At 39.9% G+C, this 16,229-nt stretch carries 19 protein-coding genes and 1 pseudogene; 5 read left to right on the top strand and 15 right to left on the bottom strand.

All coding sequences use genetic code 11. The features are described from left to right. Positions 1-561: 561 nt before the first annotated feature. A complete protein-coding gene (locus tag HG267_RS07000; protein ID WP_168161050.1) occupies positions 562-711 on the bottom strand; it encodes a hypothetical protein in 150 nt (49 codons plus the stop codon). A gap of 68 nt (positions 712-779) precedes the next feature. On the opposite strand from HG267_RS07000, the gene HG267_RS06995 reads away from it, so the two are divergent. Next, positions 780-2,090 (top strand): IS701 family transposase, encoded by a 1,311-nt coding sequence (locus tag HG267_RS06995; protein WP_096621593.1) that lies wholly within the window; start codon positions 780-782, stop codon positions 2,088-2,090. 226 nt (positions 2,091-2,316) lie between these two features. On the opposite strand, the pseudogene HG267_RS06990 reads toward HG267_RS06995, so the two are convergent. After that, a pseudogene (locus HG267_RS06990) lies at positions 2,317-2,430 on the bottom strand (helix-turn-helix domain-containing protein); the annotation flags it as partial. 367 nt (positions 2,431-2,797) lie between these two features. Here HG267_RS06990 and HG267_RS06985 point away from each other — a divergent pair. Then, positions 2,798-3,301, top strand: coding sequence for a TniQ family protein (locus tag HG267_RS06985; protein ID WP_045874439.1), 504 nt, complete (start codon positions 2,798-2,800; stop codon positions 3,299-3,301). A gap of 158 nt (positions 3,302-3,459) precedes the next feature. Here the strand turns inward: HG267_RS06985 and HG267_RS06980 are convergent, their stop codons facing one another. From HG267_RS06980 to HG267_RS06970, 3 genes are all read right to left on the bottom strand, one after another. Further along, on the bottom strand, positions 3,460-3,657 hold the full coding sequence (locus tag HG267_RS06980) for a hypothetical protein (RefSeq protein ID WP_045874438.1): 198 nt from the start codon (positions 3,655-3,657) through the stop codon (positions 3,460-3,462). A 182-nt stretch (positions 3,658-3,839) separates the two neighbouring features. Continuing rightward, positions 3,840-4,145 (bottom strand): hypothetical protein, encoded by a 306-nt coding sequence (locus HG267_RS06975; RefSeq protein ID WP_045874437.1) that lies wholly within the window; start codon positions 4,143-4,145, stop codon positions 3,840-3,842. Beyond that, positions 4,142-4,660 carry a hypothetical protein gene (locus HG267_RS06970; RefSeq protein WP_045874436.1) on the bottom strand — a complete coding sequence of 173 codons (519 nt, stop codon included), beginning with the start codon at positions 4,658-4,660 and terminating at the stop codon, positions 4,142-4,144. The genes HG267_RS06975 and HG267_RS06970 overlap by 4 nt, the downstream gene beginning before the upstream one ends. A 170-nt stretch (positions 4,661-4,830) precedes the next feature. Here HG267_RS06970 and HG267_RS06965 point away from each other — a divergent pair, with 170 nt between their 5' ends. Beyond that, positions 4,831-5,004, top strand: a complete 174-nt coding sequence (locus HG267_RS06965) for a ribbon-helix-helix domain-containing protein (protein WP_071989489.1) — start codon at positions 4,831-4,833, stop codon at positions 5,002-5,004. Positions 5,005-5,150: 146 nt separating this feature from the next. Here the strand turns inward: HG267_RS06965 and HG267_RS06960 are convergent, their stop codons facing one another. The 6 genes from HG267_RS06960 to HG267_RS06935 all read right to left on the bottom strand — a co-directional run bounded on the left by HG267_RS06960 (position 5,151) and on the right by HG267_RS06935 (position 9,031). Next, positions 5,151-5,747, bottom strand: a complete 597-nt coding sequence (locus tag HG267_RS06960) for a hypothetical protein (RefSeq protein ID WP_045874435.1) — start codon at positions 5,745-5,747, stop codon at positions 5,151-5,153. Between the two features lie 8 nt (positions 5,748-5,755). Further along, complete coding sequence (locus HG267_RS06955; protein WP_045874434.1) at positions 5,756-6,163, bottom strand: hypothetical protein; 408 nt, start codon at positions 6,161-6,163, stop codon at positions 5,756-5,758. A gap of 4 nt (positions 6,164-6,167) precedes the next feature. Continuing rightward, a complete protein-coding gene (locus HG267_RS06950) occupies positions 6,168-6,953 on the bottom strand; it encodes a TIGR04255 family protein (protein ID WP_045874433.1) in 786 nt (261 codons plus the stop codon). Between the two features lie 202 nt (positions 6,954-7,155). Further along, positions 7,156-7,353 carry a M48 family metallopeptidase gene (locus tag HG267_RS06945; RefSeq protein WP_228045701.1) on the bottom strand — a complete coding sequence of 66 codons (198 nt, stop codon included), beginning with the start codon at positions 7,351-7,353 and terminating at the stop codon, positions 7,156-7,158. Continuing rightward, positions 7,350-7,547, bottom strand: coding sequence for a hypothetical protein (locus HG267_RS06940; protein WP_045874432.1), 198 nt, complete (start codon positions 7,545-7,547; stop codon positions 7,350-7,352). Before HG267_RS06940 ends, HG267_RS06945 begins: the two co-directional genes overlap by 4 nt. Positions 7,548-7,552: 5 nt before the next feature. Continuing rightward, entirely contained in the window at positions 7,553-9,031 is a 1,479-nt protein-coding gene (locus HG267_RS06935) for a class I SAM-dependent DNA methyltransferase (RefSeq protein ID WP_045874431.1), read from the bottom strand. Between the two features lie 6 nt (positions 9,032-9,037). Here HG267_RS06935 and HG267_RS06930 point away from each other — a divergent pair, with 6 nt between their 5' ends. Then, positions 9,038-9,193, top strand: a complete 156-nt coding sequence (locus HG267_RS06930; RefSeq protein WP_155539659.1) for a hypothetical protein — start codon at positions 9,038-9,040, stop codon at positions 9,191-9,193. 140 nt (positions 9,194-9,333) lie between these two features. Then, entirely contained in the window at positions 9,334-13,794 is a 4,461-nt protein-coding gene (locus HG267_RS06925) for an NACHT domain-containing protein (RefSeq protein WP_045874430.1), read from the top strand. Positions 13,795-14,008: 214 nt separating this feature from the next. On the opposite strand, the gene HG267_RS06920 is transcribed toward HG267_RS06925, so the two are convergent. From HG267_RS06920 to HG267_RS06905, 4 genes are all read right to left on the bottom strand, one after another. Further along, a complete protein-coding gene (locus tag HG267_RS06920; RefSeq protein ID WP_017653080.1) occupies positions 14,009-14,227 on the bottom strand; it encodes a type II toxin-antitoxin system HicB family antitoxin in 219 nt (72 codons plus the stop codon). Beyond that, positions 14,220-14,447 carry a type II toxin-antitoxin system HicA family toxin gene (locus tag HG267_RS06915; protein ID WP_045874429.1) on the bottom strand — a complete coding sequence of 76 codons (228 nt, stop codon included), beginning with the start codon at positions 14,445-14,447 and terminating at the stop codon, positions 14,220-14,222. Before HG267_RS06915 ends, HG267_RS06920 begins: the two co-directional genes overlap by 8 nt. A 149-nt stretch (positions 14,448-14,596) precedes the next feature. Continuing rightward, positions 14,597-15,871, bottom strand: coding sequence for an IS1096 element passenger TnpR family protein (locus HG267_RS06910; protein ID WP_045874428.1), 1,275 nt, complete (start codon positions 15,869-15,871; stop codon positions 14,597-14,599). Continuing rightward, positions 15,864-16,172, bottom strand: a complete 309-nt coding sequence (locus HG267_RS06905) for a hypothetical protein (protein ID WP_052335451.1) — start codon at positions 16,170-16,172, stop codon at positions 15,864-15,866. The genes HG267_RS06910 and HG267_RS06905 overlap by 8 nt, the downstream gene beginning before the upstream one ends. Positions 16,173-16,229: the final 57 nt, after the last annotated feature.

The following is a 16,229-nucleotide window of genomic DNA, read 5'->3' as shown; positions in this document are numbered from 1 at the left end:
CATTGAAGGATAGAAACGTATTTTTAAAGCGCTAGCTATACAAGCTTGGAAAGATGGATTGAGGAATATTGAGGTAGCAATCTTAAAAAAATTGTACAGTGTCACATGTGATAGCAGTTCAATAAACTATGTAGGAAGGTTGAAATTTTTGACATTTTGGATTGATACTTGGTATAAGCTATATTTTGTAAAATTTATATAAGTTAAGTAGCAAAGTATCACAAGTTTCCGTGATTGTAAGCCTGTATAATCCCTTAGTATTTTCCGCAATGTTTAGCCACCAATAATCCCCCCTTACTTTACTGGAGAAAAAAGTAGCAAAGGGGGATATTGTATGTTCCAACGAACAAGAGAATTGATATTTAGTTAGGGCTAATCCAGGATCGTGGCAGTAGATATTCCTCAGTGAGCGCAAGTAAGTAATCAGAGCATCCTGAATGCGATCGCTTATAGTTTCTATGATGAAACGATATTGGATGAGAAAAGAACATTGGATTAAAATGCGTTAGCAAAGCTCCTCTGAAAGAGGCTCGCTAAAAATTAAATTGACCCCGAAAATGACTAAATTATGGGGTAATTTACTCTAGTTGCTCGACTGCCGGATTGAAAATGATTGTGAGGCGTTGCATTTGGTATCAGTCGGTGTAGAGCTTGGGAATGAGCTTCCGCATCACTCCGGCGGCGAAAACGAGCAACTATCTGGTGTTGCATATTAGCCCTGTTTTGTCACTCTGGCAGTAGTATAATAAGGTAAAAATGCTAGAACCAAGACACAGAGCATGGTACAGCCCCGTCCAGCCGCACCAACAGTCAAATTTGTGGACGAATATTGCCAGTGGTATAAAAGTCTGTTTCCAGATGTTAGGAGTTTCGAGGCTTTTAAATATCTCCATGTAGGCTGCATTTCTGATCTAAAACGTAAAACATTGCCAGAAATAGCAAAAATCGTAGGATTAGATAACCAGCAAGGGTTGCATCATTTTCTAACTACATCACCTTGGGATATAGAAAAGTTAAGAACCTTAAGGTTAGAGTTAATTTTACAAGTGCTAAAAGGTAGACCAATCATTTTAATTATTGATGAGACAGGGGATAAAAAGAAAGGGAGCAAGACAGATTATGTGAAACGGCAGTATATAGGAAATTTGGGAAAAACAGATAATGGAATTGTGGCAGTGACAGTATATGGTGTTTTCTGTGGGATGACATTTCCATTACTGTTTGAAGTGTATAAACCCAGGGAAAGATTACAGGCAGGAGATAAGTACCGCACTAAACCAGAAATAGCAGCAATACTGATAAAAAAGCTACAATCAATGGGTTTTAAATTCAACTTAGTACTTGCAGATAGCTTATATGGAGAGAGTGGTAAGAATTTCATATCTGTATTAGATGAACTAAACTTGAACTATATAGTAGCGATTCGGTCAAATCATTATGTAGAAATACTTCCACGACAACATATTCAATATTTAAAGTGGCAGAAGTTTCAAAGGGTATTCTCTGACTTGAGTCGGGAAAATCGATTTATTAGAGAAATTATTCCGGGAAAACGTGGAGAACTTAGATATTGGCAAATTACTACAGATCCAGAAAATTTGCCTGATAACACTACTTGGTATGTGATGAGTAAATATCCAGACATTACGCCAAGAGAAGTTGGAAATTTTTACGGTTTAAGAACTTGGGTCGAGTACGGGTTAAAACAAAGTAAGAATGAATTAGGTTGGTCAGATTTTCGCCTGACTCACTACCCAGATATTGAGCGATGGTGGGAAATTATTTGCAGTGCTTATTTAATGGTTAGTCTGCATTCGGAGCAACTGTTTCAGTCTCCATCACAACGAGAGTCAAAATTTGTTTCACATCCTTGGTGGGATAATGGAAATGGCTGGAAGAACATTCTTAACAATCTTCGTTTGATTATTCAACCTTTTACTTTATTTAATCTGATATATCCCTGGTTAACGGTTTTTCCTATTCCTCAATTAGCTTTGGGTTTTTTTAAACTTCAATCTATTATTTATAGCCTCACCAGTTCAATTTTTATATCCCTGATTCACCCTGATTTCTACTTTTCCTCTGCCTAGAGTGACAAAAGAGGGTTAGGAAAATGGCGAACTATACACCAAGGATTCAGCTTTTCAATGTAGGTCACAAAAACCTCCCGATCATACCTATGATTTAGCTAGTGAATTGCAGTTGAAGAATAGACAAAAGTTGCTTGAACATTCCCAAAACTAAAGCCACCCTACTGTGAGAGTGGCTGGTGAAAAAATGTCAGGATGACATTGCAATTGGTTGACCTTTCGATTCCTACTTATGTCCTGTCAGAGAACAGAGTATTTTCAGAAATTCTTCGGGAATTTCCTCGAAGTGTTCTAGCAGGAAGTCCATCAAGGCAAGATGGCGCAAATCGCTGGGCATAGGACTGCTCCTCTAAGTCACAGAGAGCAATACGAGCAACGGCGCTCCCAAAAGATAATCTTTTACTATGCTACAAAGTATCAAATGACAAAGGGAACAGTAGCGGAGATGAGAGACAGAAAGCTACTGTCCAAGTTTCATGGGAAATACCTGAAGCGAACTGTAGAAATTTGGGAAAAGAAGGTTTTGCAGTTACCAGTTGCTTCACATACAATCTTCAGCATCGCTGGAAAGATTGTATGTGAAGCAACTGGGGATTATATTGTTTAATTGATATGATTCTGAGAGAGGCAGCAATAAGTGCATCGAAGAAAAAATTACAAAAGATCGATTTGGCAAAACTTCAGGAAGTAACAGAAGAATACAAATAATGGAAGTAGTAGAAATTCAACTTTGGTTATTTCAAGTAGAACCATTAAAAGGAGAAAGTCTTAGTCACTTTTTAGGACGCTTTCGACGAGCAAATGGGTTAACGCCTGCTAGGTTAGGTAAGGAAACAGGACTTGGGAGCGCGATCGCACGTTGGGAAAAATTTCGGTTTAATCCTCCTCCTACCCCTGAACAGTTAGAAGCATTAGCTGTTGTTTTAGGGGTTGATGTGGATAGGTTAAAGCAGATGTTGCCACCTGCTGGAGTGGAAATAAAAAGGGAAACTGTTCGGCTATGTGCTGCTTGTTATGTTGAGTCGCCTTATCACAAAATTGAGTGGCAGTTGAAGGTGATACAAGGATGCCTGAGCCACGATTTAACCTTGTTGTCAAAATGTCCAAACTGTGGGGCAAAATTTAAGACTCCAGCAGTGTGGCAGGATAGTTCATGCCAGCAATGTTCTCTGACTTTTGCTGATATGGTAAAGTATCAAAAGTCTTATTGATTACTGACTTAGTACAATCATAAATAATATTTTTCAAATGTTAATCAGTAATAATCCCCCCTTGCTTTGATGAAAAAAAGGTGGCAAGGGGGGATATTTTATGTTTCAACAGATAAGAAAACTCACTACAAATTAAATTTGCTCCCAGAATGACCGAATTATGGAGTAATTTGCTCTGGTTGCTCGACTGCCGCATTAAAAATGATTGAGAAAGTTGCATTTGGTATCAGCCGATGTAGAGCTTGTGAATGAGCTTCTGCATCATTCCGGCGGCGAAAACGAGCAACTATCTGGTGTTGCATATTAGGAAAATGGCGGACTATACACCAAGGATTTAGCTTTTCAATGTAGGTCACAAAAACCTCCCGATCATACCTATGATTTAGCTAGTGAATTGGAGTTGAAGAATAGACAAAAGTTACTTAAACATTCCCAAGACTAAAGCCACCCTACTGTGAGAGTGGCTGGTAAAGAAATGTCAGGATGACATTGCAATTGGTTGACAGTTCGACTTCCCTCACCGTCAATTTTTCGATTCCTACTTATGCCCTGTGAGAGAACAGAGTATCTTCAGAAATTCTTCGGGGATTTCCTCGAAGTGTTCTAGCAGGAAGTCCATGAGGGCAAGATGGCGTAAATCACTGGGCATGGGACTGCGGTAATTACGTCCCTTGGAAAACCAACGCCTGACAGTTGAAAGTGAACGGGAGCAAATCCGAGCGATCGCTTCGTGATTGACATCCCATTTGGCATAAAAATTCTTGGGTGTCATTCCTAGTTGACAATGGCTATATAGATCAATCAAATTTTGCTCTCGTGCTTGTAAAGGACGCGGATTAGTCATAGCATTGGTTCCGCTTCCAATGGTTCTAAATCTTCTTCCCAGGCAATATCGGCAGATGCCCAAGCGGTACTGGGGCTATCTTTGCTCAAGCAAATGAGGTAACACCAAGTCCAGCAGCAAAGATGGGGAGCAAAGCTATAAAATCTGCCGATCGCAGTTCCCCAATCGGTGTCAGAACCAATCCAACGCAATTTATCGCCATACAAAAAGCGGGGTGTCTTTGCTGTATTAGGAAAGTCTTCGGGTAAATCAACAGAACTCGGAGAAAATTTCTGGTTAATTAATCTTGGGAGTAAATCCTGGCGATTGAGCGCCATCGCACTCAAATAATTAGCAATCAGTTCGGCATCGATACTCTGAGTTAGTTGAGAAATCAACAACGCTGCTAAACTTTCTTGTTCTTGCTGTTGACAGTAATTGCTGAGTTTCGCCAATACTTCAGCAATACCGAAGTCATCTAAGGCTTGTTGATAACCTCTGTATTGATCTGTTTTGTGGCAAACAGGTCTTAACATGGAATATGTCTCCTGTGAAAGGGAGCCAGAAGCCAGCGTCAGCCGTGGAAAGTTGTGCGCTGGCTTTTGACTTATCAGTAATTATACATAAATTTGATGTATTTCTATTTAAATTTATTTGTTTTTAGTGATTTAATATAAAAATACATAGTAAATCTGATAATAATCACATGGGGAAAGTAACACTGAGTATTTACATGGAAGAAGAAGACAAAGAAGCTCTGCAACAACTGGCGGATGCAGAGGAGCGTTCTTTGTCGCAAATGGCGGTGTTAATTCTCAAACGAGCGATTAGACAAGCGCAGGCGGATGGAACGATTTCGCCGCCTGGTAAGGGGAAGTGAGGCGATGATCGTCCGTTGAGAAAAGTTTCGGTTTAACCCCCCTGCTTCTCGCCAGCAGTTGGAGGCATTAACTAGGGTTCTAAGGGTTTGGGGAGATGAAAAACAAACAAAAAATCTCTAATATTTTCTTTACTTGATTTCTACTTTTATCCTCCTTTTTCGCTTTCATGTTGTGCTGGAAGTGCAACACGCCCATGATAACTGTAGTAACGTTGGAAGAAGTCTTCTAAATAGGGACTTACAAAGACGCTGCGCCTTTGAACTTTATTTATACTTATTTGATAGTATAAAAACTCCGGGTCTACTGCAAAAACTTTCTTAAAGTCTGCGGTTAACTCTGCTAATCCTTCTTTTGTTAAATCACACTCTAAAGGTATTTTTTCAAAAAAATGAAACTGCTTATTACAATTTGTTTTGACAAGATTCCATTTTTCAGAATTCATCTGATACGTATTTCTATCCTGTCTAATTTCTTGAGCTTGATATATCTCACAACAAAGTATGGAGTTCAATAGTTTATTCTGTTTATCTGTTGTTTGCCTAGCTTTATAATCCCAATCTAGGTCACAATCTTGACTAACAACAATTGCGTAAGGATGAATTATTGGTTTAAACTGCGTTTTATCTAGCTCTGGCGATGCTTCGTTAGGAACAGGTATAAACTGTATTACTCCCGTTAAAATTTCCCCTTGTCTAAGAGCTTCTTTTTCATCAGAGGCTCGATAAATTAAACTTTTGGGCATGATGAAAGCTATTCAAAATCAATAATTAAAGGTGGTCTGACTTCGCTAGGCAATAAGTTGCCAGTAATTACTCCTAAACTTTGGGGTAAGGTAGTTTGTTGTAAATCAGACCCACTATCGTTATAGTATTCCACCATCCTTTCAAGCGCTTCTGATGCTTCTTGTAAACCTTCTGTTGTAGAAGTCGCAAAAAGCATACTAATTAAACTTAAACATTTGACTAATAGAACGCTATTTTGATGTAATTGGCTGGGCAATTCAGCCGTAAAAGGTGACTCTATCGATATTCTAATATTTAAATTTGCTGTATTAAGTGATAAAGTTTCCCAAGGAGATATTTGGGTAGGAGTGGATATTACTTCGTACCTTTGCCCTATTATATTATTGTTTTTAGCACCACCAGTTATTATTTGCATAGAGTTATATGGTTTGAGGTCGCATTGCACTGTGTAATTCTTCGGTGATACTCCAGCGGAAAAGATTTCTGGCTGTACGATTTGCTTGGTCGAATGTATTCCAGACATTTTCACCTCTTTCTAACTTTCTCTCTGTAAAAAAATCAGCGTCTAATAAATAAGCTGTTTCATCGATATTTTTTTCTATGTCTCTAATTTGAACAAGTCCATGATTAAAATTAACTTGACCAAATTCAGTTCGTAATTGTAAATTTTTGACAAAATTTATTATCGATTCTTCTAACTCTGGAGTATGTAGTTCAGATGCAATATATTTAGGTATTAATTCAATCCATTCTTTGTTGGTAATGTTTAGCTTTGACCTAATGATTAAATCCCGATATCTTAAACCTATTCTTGAATAAAATGATGGATTATATATTTTCTCGAAAATTTCTACAGCATTTTTAAATCTTTCAATAAATTTTTCATATCTTTCATATTTGTTAGTAACAAGTGTAATGGAGTTTTTGTCTATAGAAAGCTGCCAACTTAAATCTTCTGATTTAAACTGATATGTCACCTCACTAGCAATGTTTGAGTTAAATTGGGTTAAAAGGTTTGATAATTCAACTGGTATTTGCAAGTTTCTAGAAGCTTCAAAAATAGGGTATTCAAATCTTACGCTATCTTGAAAATCTACAGGTTCTTGACTTGTAATTTTCAGAATAGTTGGAAATCTAATTTGAGCAATCACCTCGATTAGAGGATTGTACTCATAAATGACTCTTTCATAATCTGGGAGCTTCATCTTTAAAAAATGCTAAGACCAAGTGAGACAACCTTTTATCTTATAGAGTAGCCTAATTCTGAGCATTAGTCAGTGATGTTTCCCACACTTAAAAGTGATAGCTGGCAATTTTATTGCTGGCTATAGGTAAAGTTTATGTTCCCGTTACCTCTGACATCCGGAAACACAAGGATTAGAACCCAATGAATATGGCTATTTCTGGTTAAAGTTGTTCTTCGTGAACTATTTTCACAAACGCCCGTAAATTCCTCTCCCTCTCCTCTCTATCAGGCAAATCAGCAGATAGAAAGCACTTAAACACCTTGGCGTGGTTTGGTAAGAGCAAATGTACTAGTTCATGAACAATAACGAACTCTCCTACTTCTTTTGGCAAATCTAATAACTCTGTGTTAAGTGTCAAGCTTCCTGTAGTGATAGAAATTGATTGGCAAAGGTATTTTTATCAACATCGAGCTTTTGGCGTTCTTCCTCTGCTTCGACACATACGTTGGCTATTTCATCTAATTGAACTAAAGTCTCGTGTGCTTCTATTTGGCGGTTTTTAAAGGCTTGACGAACTTTTTCGGCGCGATCGCATCTCGCTCCCGCACCCAACCCACTTACACTTCGCTGACAGTTTTTGCCTCTAGGTTCTCGGTGATACTTTGGAAGAGTTCCAACGCTGCTTCTAAATCCTCAGCAATCTCTAAAGCTAAAACATCCGGTGCTGGGAGGTTATCAGAGTCTTCTAAACTCTCATCCCTCAGCCAGAAAATATCCAGACTGACTTTATCGCGTTGTATCAGTTCTTCATAGCTAAAGGCTCGAAACCTTTCTGTTTCCTGGCGTTCCTGCCGATTTTGAGCATTAAAGCATTGGATAAAGTCTTGCAAGTTCTCGTAGCGGAGGGGATTGGTTTTCAGGGTAAAGTGCTGATTGGTTCTGAAATCGTAAATCCACAGTTTTTTAGTCCAGGGATCGGCGCTAGCGGGTTTGCGGTCAAAGAATAACACGTTAGCTTTGACACCTTGAGCGTAGAATATACCTGTTGGCAATCTCAGCAGGGTATGTACATCACATTCGTGCAGTAATTTCTTGCGGATGGTTTCACCAGCACCACCTTCAAACAGGACGTTATCAGGAACGACAACCGCAGCTTTACCATTGATTTGCAGTAGGGTTTTGACGTGCTGGAGAAAGTTTAGCTGTTTGTTAGATGTGGTAGCCCAAAAGTCATCACGGCGATAAACGACCTTTTCTTTGTCTGCTTTGCCATCGTCGTTGAAAACAGTGATGCTGCTTTTTTTACCGAAGGGTGGATTTGTTAATACTAATTCAAAGCGATCGCCTGGATCTGCCATTAAGCTATCTTTAGCATCAACAGGACTTTCATCACCAGCAATACCGTGTAAATACAGATTCATCGCACAGAGGCGCACTACCCCATCAGCAACATCAAATCCTTTAAAGGTTTGATTTTTCAGGAATTGCTTTTGGGCTTTATCGAGTTTGTAATTTTTGGTAATGGTGTCATTAGCCACCAAGAAAAAACCACCTGTACCGCAAGCAGGATCGCAGATACGTTGTCCTGGTTGGGGTTGCATGACTTCGACAATGGCTTTAATTAATGCCCTTGGCGTAAAATACTGACCTGCACCGCCTTTGACATCTTCAGCGTTCTTTTGCAGCAATCCTTCGTAAATTTCCCCTTTTACGTCGATATCTAAACCAATCCAAGTTTCTGAGTTGATGAGTTCTACCAGTCGCTTGAGTTTGGCGGGGTCTTGAATTTTGTTTTGCGATTTGCGAAAGATAACGCCCAATAGCCCTTTTTCTTTACCCAGGTTTTCTAAGGTGTGGCGGTACTGGGTTTCTAAAGCATCACCGTCTTGCGATCGCAGTGCTTCCCAACTGTATTCTGTAGGAATGGTGGAACGTTTGCCCAAAGGTGGGGGAAGTTGGTTTTGTTCTTCCACCATCTTCAGGAACAGCAGATAGGTAAGCTGTTCTACATAGTCACTGTAGCTAACGCCATCATCGCGGAGGACGTTGCAGTAATTCCAGAGTTTTTGAACGATGGTAGAAGATTCGTTAGCCATTGAGTGATGCTACAGGGAGTTTTACTAGTAACGAAGCATTATATATTTTTGAGATGGCGATCGCGGCGAAGACAGTCTCAAATTAATATTCGGTCGCTCACTTCCAGCCTCACCTATTGTCTACCTGACGAACGCATCGCTGCGAAACATCCCAAAGCTTGAGTATATTACAGTCATTAGGTGTATTTTTTCGAGAATGATTGAGAAAGTATAAAATAAAACTTTTTTTGACGGTAGATCATTTTCAATTAAGTAATTAACCCTTAGTTAGCAAGATAGCTCTGTGCTTTCGGAGTATCCTAATGAGTTTCATTAACCTGGATCTGGTTTTCAGCGCAATTACTAGCATCGCCAATCCTTTGATTAAAGAAAAAATTCTGCGTAGTGAGACAGTAATTAAGTTACTCCAGCAATTTAACCTCGATCCAGAGCATCCACCTGCTGATTTTAGTGGTGTTTACGCTTATGCCTTAGTAGAATACGGTGTAGGCAAACCAAAACCATTACTAGAATTATTCCGACAAGAAGCAATTAAACAAGCTTTTCGCACAGCATTAGACCACAATAACCCCTCAATTCTGCTGTCTGAAGTTGATGCTTTTCTCGATGCCTATACATTGGGCGATGATATCAGAGGTTTGGAACTTGATGTTAGGCGAGAGGTAGCTGAATTTGCGACGGTATTTATCGAAGTGGCGAAACGTAGTCGCACACCTGCTGATGTGTTGATGAACCAGAAAATTGGTTCTCTACATAAAAGGATTGCGAGTATCCAAGAACAATTGGAAAGATTGCCGACGTTGGAGGGAATTCGGACAGAAATAGCAAGGTTGGCAGTAAATAATTATCCTGCACTACCCTCAAGTGTCACTGAAAATCAATGTAGAGCGATCGCACTAGCCCAGCAGATGCGAGGATGGTTTGAAACCTTGGGCTATGACTTTGAAAAATATGAAATCTGGGCAGAAGAATATTTTGAATGGATAATTCAGATTCCAGTACGTCGCAGTTATGACCGTGTTCTTATCCGTGGCGTGGCTGGAGAAATTGGACTGAGTGATGTGATGGCGTTGCGTTCCTCAGTTGAGGCGCAAAAAACTGATGAAGGATGGTTAGTAACAACCCGCCGCATTTCCCGTGCTGCAAGGGATGAAGTCAAAAAGGAAGCAAATCGTCATCTTGATTGTTTCACTTTTGACGAACTAATTGACTTGGATGCAGACTTTAATGCCTATCTGGACTGGTTAGAAGCGGAAATCAAACGCCGAAAAATTGATACTAAGTATGTACCCCTTGCTTGTACAAAAGAAGAAATTGACCCGGTGACTAAGCAGCGAATCGGGGTGAGTCGTTATGAAGAAGAAGACGGCTGGATTGATGGCTATATTGACTTGTGGCTTGATGACCCTGCAAAAGAGCATATTTCCATTTTGGGAGAATTTGGTACAGGTAAAACTTGGTTTGTCTTTCACTATGCTTGGACTGCACTGCAACGTTACCGTGATGCCCAAAAACGTGGTGTTGAACGTCCCCGTCTGCCTTTAGTAATTACTTTGCGTGACTTTGCCAAGGCGTTAAATGTAGAAAATGTTTTGGCAGGATTCTTTTTTACCCAACATAATATCCGCATCAACAGCGAAGTTTTTGACCAACTCAACCGCATGGGTAAATTGCTGCTAATTTTCGATGGCTTTGACGAAATGGCAGCAAAAGTTGACCGCCAACAGATGATTAACAACTTCTGGGAACTGGCAAAGGTGGTAGTTCCTGGTGCTAAAGTTATCCTTACTTGTCGTACTGAGCATTTTCCAGAGGCGAAGGAAGGACGCGCTTTACTCAATGCAGAATTGCAGGCTTCAACTAAAAAATTAACTGGTGAAACACCGCAATTTGAAGTCTTGGAATTGGAGAAATTCAACAATGAGCAAATTCGGCAGGTGTTGTCATACCAAGCTGAAGCAGCGACAGTTGAACAAGTAATGGGCAATGGGCAATTATTAGACTTAGCCCGTCGTCCAGTGATGACTGACTTAATCTTGGAAGCATTGCCAGATATTGAGGCGGGTAAACCTGTGGATATGTCACGGGTTTATCTCTATGCAGTGCGGCGCAAGATGGAACGGGATATCAAGGCAGAGCGTACTTTTACTTCTTTAGCAGATAAGCTGTACTTTTTGTGCGAACTTTCTTGGGAAATGCTGTCTAGTGACCAAATGAGCCTGAATTATCGGCTGTTCCCAGAACGTATCCGCCGCTTATTTGGTTCTAGTGTTCAAGAAGAGAAGGATTTAGACCATTGGCATTATGACATGATGGCGCAGACGATGCTTGTCCGCAATGCTGATGGTGACTATACTCCAGCGCATAGATCACTGTTAGAGTTTTTTGTAGCGTATAAATTTGCGGCAGAGTTAGGGGCGTTGGCGAGTGATTTTACTGAATTGGCACAAGCTCGATCGCTTGTAGATAAAACTGTCGTGCCTACTGATTATACGTGGTCTGGTTATTTTTCGCAGCAAGGGAGTGGTGAGGCGATGCCTGCGGCAACCCCTTTGGGGAACGCACCACTCAAAGCATTTACAAGTGAGTCTTTGAATAAGTTGAGGCAGACTTTTGGCAAAGCGCCACTTACTAAAGCAGTAATGGATTTACTTTTACCAATGTTGAGTAACAGTGAGTCTCTGATTAATGCGATTGAGGTAACGCGAGGTAAAAGCGAAAATGAAGCTGATTATGTTGGCGGAAATGCAGCAACATTGGCAGTAAAAGTAGATAAAACTGCTTTGGAGGATAGAGATTTAAGCCAAGTGGTTGTTAAAAGAGCAGATTTTACTGGTGCAATTTTACGAAATGTTAATTTTGCCGATGCAAATTTAGCAAATTCAGTTTTTACAAATACTTTAAGTCAAATTTTTTCGGTAGCATTTAACTCCAATGGGCAGTTTTTAGCAATGGGTGATGGTGCAGGTATTCGTTTGTGGCGAATTACTGACAAACAACAAATTATGACTTTTAACGGGCATCAAAATTTGGTATATTCAGTAACTTTTAGCCCTGATGATCAAATGCTTGTTAGTGTAAGTAGTGACTGTACTGTAAAGCTTTGGGATGTCAGAACGGGAAAATGTATGCAAACGTTACTTGGCCATACTGCTACAGTTAGAACAATAGCATTTAGCCCGAATGCTCAAGTTATTGCCAGTGGGAGCGAAGACAAAACAGCAAAATTGTGGGATGTAAAAACTGGCGAATGTTTGATAACCTTTTCAGTGCAAGATAGTCTTGTAAGGGCAATTGCATTTAGTCCCAATGGTGAAATACTTGCTTTTACCGATAGTAATTATACGATTAATTTATGGAATACCCGTATATCTCAGATCCAAAAGATTTTACAAGGACATACTAGTTATGTAAGAGCGATTACTTTTAGCCCTAATGGAAAAATTATTGTAACTTGTAGTCATGACCGCACAATCAAACTATGGGATATCAACACTGGAGAATGTCTAAAAACTTTGCAGGGACACAAAGATGTAGTTAACTCAATTGCTTGTGATTCCAATGGTAAAATTTTGGCTAGTGGTAGCACCGACCGTACAATCAAGCTATGGGATATAAACACAGGTGAATGCCTTACAACTCTAAAAGAGCATGATAATTGGGTACAATCTGTTGCTTTTAGCCCTGATGGTCAAACTTTAGCTAGTGGAAGTCAAGACCATTCGGTAAAGCTATGGGATGTAAACACAGGCGAATGTATTTACCGTTTTCAAGGATATGCTAATTGGTTAAAGTCGGTTGTATTTCACCCTAACGGACAACTCATTGCTAGTGGTGGACAAGACCAAATAGTTAGATTGTGGGATATCAATACAGGTAAATGTACAAAAGAGTTACAGGGGCATAATGATTGGATACGATGTTTAGCCTTTAGCCCCGATGGTCAAATTCTCGCCAGTGGAAGTGGTGACTTTACAATTAGATTATGGGATGTTCAAACTGGAGAATGTACCAAAATTTTACAAGAAGATACTGGAAAATTATTTTCGATAGTATTTAGTCCTGATGGACTTAAACTAGCAATTGCTTCTGGTCGGACAATACAGCTTTGGGACTTTAATACAAAACAAAATATTTATGAAATAAGAGCGCATACTCGCTCTATAACAAAACTTTCTTTTAGTTGTGATGGTCAAATTATTGCCAGTCTTAGTTATGATGACACTGTAAAACTTTGGGATGTTTCAACGGGTAAATGCCTTAAAACTCTAACAGGAGAGAAAAAGAAAAATTGGTCAAGAGCGGGTGCTTTTAGCTCTGACATAAAAATTGTCGCTACCTGTAGTGATGACTATATAGCAAAGCTTTGGAATATTTATACTGGTCAATGTTTAATGACTTTGGAGGAACATACTGGACAAATCAAGGTATTTGCTTTTAGTTTTGATGGTCAGATTCTTGCTACTGGAAGTGATGATTTAAGTATAAAGCTTTGGAATGTACATACAGGTAAATGTTTAATCACATTGCAGGGACATACTAGAACAATATCATCAATTAGTTTTAGTCCCAAGGGTAAAGTTCTTAGCAGTTGTGCCGAAGATGGCATAATCAAAATTTGGAACATTGAAACTGGTGAGTGTTTAAAAACCTTGAGAAGCGATCGCCCTTATGAACGCATGAACATTACAGGCGTTAAAGGCTTAACTGAAGCTGAAAAAGGCACACTTAAAGCATTAGGTGCGGTGGAAGATGGAGAATAAATCTGGGAGATATGCAAGCGATGTTGAGGCGATCGCACTACCCGTCCCTTTACACTAATACAGTAATAGCGATCGCATTCCCAATTCTGGCACGTTTGTAATGTGCGATCGCACCCCCCATCCTTTTACACTAATACAGTAAGAGCGATGTCTGACGACAAGCCACTGCGTGTCTACGCTTCCCCAATTCTGATACGTATAGTAACAAACTCAATTACGCAACTTGATAAACTGTTGGCTGTGGAAGCGGTTCATTTGTGGCTTCGTAAGCCATAATTAAAGACTCTAACGCTTCAATACCGTTCGCCACAGCTTCCTCATAAGTATCGCCATGAGTGCGCCAACGCTGTCCGGGAAAATCAGGAAATCCAACTAAGAAGCAGTTATCTTCAACAGACCATTGAATTAACATTTGATACTTAAATTTACTCATCTTCCTGCTTCTCCTGCTGTTGTTTCTCCTCTACCTCTTTTATAGCTTGTTGCACATCCTTTTCTTGGTAGGGTTTAGCATCCGAACTGTCTTTCCCTGAAACCGTTAGCTTTCCAGCATATAAGGGATGTATCCAGTTAGTGTGGCTTCCTTTTCCTGGGAGTTCAGTAAAACCTACTTGGCGTAACCATTGTTTTAATTCCCTAATTTTCTTAGGCATTACTTAGATCGACTATCAACTACAGTATATTAACTTCAGTATGCGATCGCAGAAGATGTGCAAGCGATGTTAAGCTTTAAAGCGATCGCATTACCAATTCTGACACGTTTGTAATGTGCGATGCCTGCGGCGGGGCGTAGCCCATCGCATCAGTAAACCTCTTCCTCTTCGCTATACTGTGCTGGTGCTTCACCGTGAAACTCAAGAATTTTGGGCTTTTTCATTTTGGGATTAGCAGGTTCAATATTTTCTAGCTGCAAATCAAACTCCCACTCATCCAATAAATCAAAGATAAATTGCAGATGATTTCCTGTTTTCAGTGGTAATTCACCCAAGCGAAAATCGCTGGTATTTGGGGGAATATCAACAAAGGGATGGGAAAATTCAAAAGTACGTCCTAAATGGTCTTTGTAAATGAATCGGTAGAGGTGATCAAAGTCAAAATCAAATGCTTGAACAAATGCTGCGGCGACTTGATCGAGATTGAAGTTGCTAGGAATGGCTATGCGTCGCCAAGCATCCAGCAGGGTGACTTTAAAAGTATATATTGCCTCGGTAAACTCTCCTTTGGCAATGACTAAGGTTTGTTCCCATTCAGGAAAGTAGGTTTGGAGTGATGGTTTTAATTTTTCAAAAGCGATGTGGAAGTTAAGTGTAATTTCCGCATCTTCTGTGTCTGGTTCAATTTCATCATAAATTTCGGAGATTAAAGCTATCATTGCATCTCCCCAAGGACGGCGTTTTACAGTAGCTATTCGCCATCCTTTAGCAGGTTCGGGCTTTCCTGGGATGAGTTCGAGGAAGCCAAATAAATGAAACAGGCTAAGACTGTGCAAGCCAGGGTAATAGACTAATTTATCTTGTTCTGAGTAACTGTTAATATTTAAGCCTTCATCTGGAATTTCTCGCCAAAATTGCAAGCAGCGAAATAATAATCCAAAGGGGTCTCTGGATTCGCCTAAGATTTCGCTTTCTCCCCAAATTAACCAGGATTCTAAAAGTGTGAAATATTGTTCTGTTGGGTTGAAGCCTTGCCAAATTTTGAGGAGTTGTTCGTCTAATACTAATTTGTTTTTTTTGCCTTGGGAGATAACTTGAGATAGTCCAGAGGTGCGAAGGACGAAGTATAACCCGTAAATGTAGGGATATGATTTTTGTTGGGGACGCTTGAGGTTAGTTTCAATGGGGTAACTCAAGCGGGAATTGAGTTGCTGGAGGTATTTGAGAGAGAATTGATGATAAGTGCTGCTAACTTCAACGCCGTCAGGTTGCAGAAATTCTAGGATGGTTTGAAAGTCCCGCAGAATTGTTCCTGGGGAATCTTGGGTGATGGTTTGCTGTTGGAGAAGTTGCTTTTTGTCTTCCGTGAGGGTGGGGAGTTGTTCGCCCAGATGATTGGGGACGGGGAATAGTCGTTTAATCATCTAATTTCAACTCTAGTTGTGTGGCTGTAGTTTTAGATTTACGGGGTTGCTTGGATTTAATTGTAGATTGACGCTTTGGTTTTTTATCAGCTTCGCGGTTAGCTTTCTCTGCTTTGATGCGTTCTAGCAGTTTTTCGGCAGGTTCGTCGTTGGGATCTTGGGGTACGAGTTTGCCTTCAAATGCTTGTTTTAATATCGTTTGTCGGAGCTTTTCAGCACGTTTGAGGTTAGTTTCTATGGTTTTTTCAATTTCTTCAAGAACGGAGAAACAGAGTTCAACTTCTTCTGTGACTGTAACCATAAGTTTGCCGGAGCGGCAGGTTTATGGTTTCAAACCCCGGAGCAGGTAAGGATGGAA

It is taken from the genome of Tolypothrix sp. PCC 7601, assembly GCF_025677855.1.
In the GTDB taxonomy this organism is placed as follows: domain Bacteria; phylum Cyanobacteriota; class Cyanobacteriia; order Cyanobacteriales; family Nostocaceae; genus Aulosira; species Aulosira diplosiphon.
The sequence above is the reverse complement of the archived record's forward strand: the minus strand, read 5'-3'. Positions and strand labels throughout refer to the sequence as shown.

Coding starts and splice junctions, on each gene's coding strand:
- HG267_RS06920 (WP_017653080.1), bottom strand. CDS start 14,227: ATGAGTAAATTTAAGTATCAAATGTTAATTCAATGGTCTGTTGAAGAT.
- HG267_RS06935 (WP_045874431.1), bottom strand. CDS start 9,031: ATGGCTAACGAATCTTCTACCATCGTTCAAAAACTCTGGAATTACTGC.
- HG267_RS06925 (WP_045874430.1), top strand. CDS start 9,334: ATGAGTTTCATTAACCTGGATCTGGTTTTCAGCGCAATTACTAGCATC.
- HG267_RS06985 (WP_045874439.1), top strand. CDS start 2,798: ATGGAAGTAGTAGAAATTCAACTTTGGTTATTTCAAGTAGAACCATTA.
- HG267_RS06930 (WP_155539659.1), top strand. CDS start 9,038: ATGCTACAGGGAGTTTTACTAGTAACGAAGCATTATATATTTTTGAGA.
- HG267_RS06905 (WP_052335451.1), bottom strand. CDS start 16,172: ATGGTTACAGTCACAGAAGAAGTTGAACTCTGTTTCTCCGTTCTTGAA.
- HG267_RS06915 (WP_045874429.1), bottom strand. CDS start 14,447: ATGCCTAAGAAAATTAGGGAATTAAAACAATGGTTACGCCAAGTAGGT.
- HG267_RS06970 (WP_045874436.1), bottom strand. CDS start 4,660: ATGTTAAGACCTGTTTGCCACAAAACAGATCAATACAGAGGTTATCAA.
- HG267_RS06965 (WP_071989489.1), top strand. CDS start 4,831: ATGGGGAAAGTAACACTGAGTATTTACATGGAAGAAGAAGACAAAGAA.
- HG267_RS06995 (WP_096621593.1), top strand. CDS start 780: ATGGTACAGCCCCGTCCAGCCGCACCAACAGTCAAATTTGTGGACGAA.
- HG267_RS07000 (WP_168161050.1), bottom strand. CDS start 711: ATGCAACACCAGATAGTTGCTCGTTTTCGCCGCCGGAGTGATGCGGAA.
- HG267_RS06910 (WP_045874428.1), bottom strand. CDS start 15,871: ATGATTAAACGACTATTCCCCGTCCCCAATCATCTGGGCGAACAACTC.
- HG267_RS06960 (WP_045874435.1), bottom strand. CDS start 5,747: ATGCCCAAAAGTTTAATTTATCGAGCCTCTGATGAAAAAGAAGCTCTT.
- HG267_RS06975 (WP_045874437.1), bottom strand. CDS start 4,145: ATGACTAATCCGCGTCCTTTACAAGCACGAGAGCAAAATTTGATTGAT.
- HG267_RS06955 (WP_045874434.1), bottom strand. CDS start 6,163: ATGCAAATAATAACTGGTGGTGCTAAAAACAATAATATAATAGGGCAA.
- HG267_RS06950 (WP_045874433.1), bottom strand. CDS start 6,953: ATGAAGCTCCCAGATTATGAAAGAGTCATTTATGAGTACAATCCTCTA.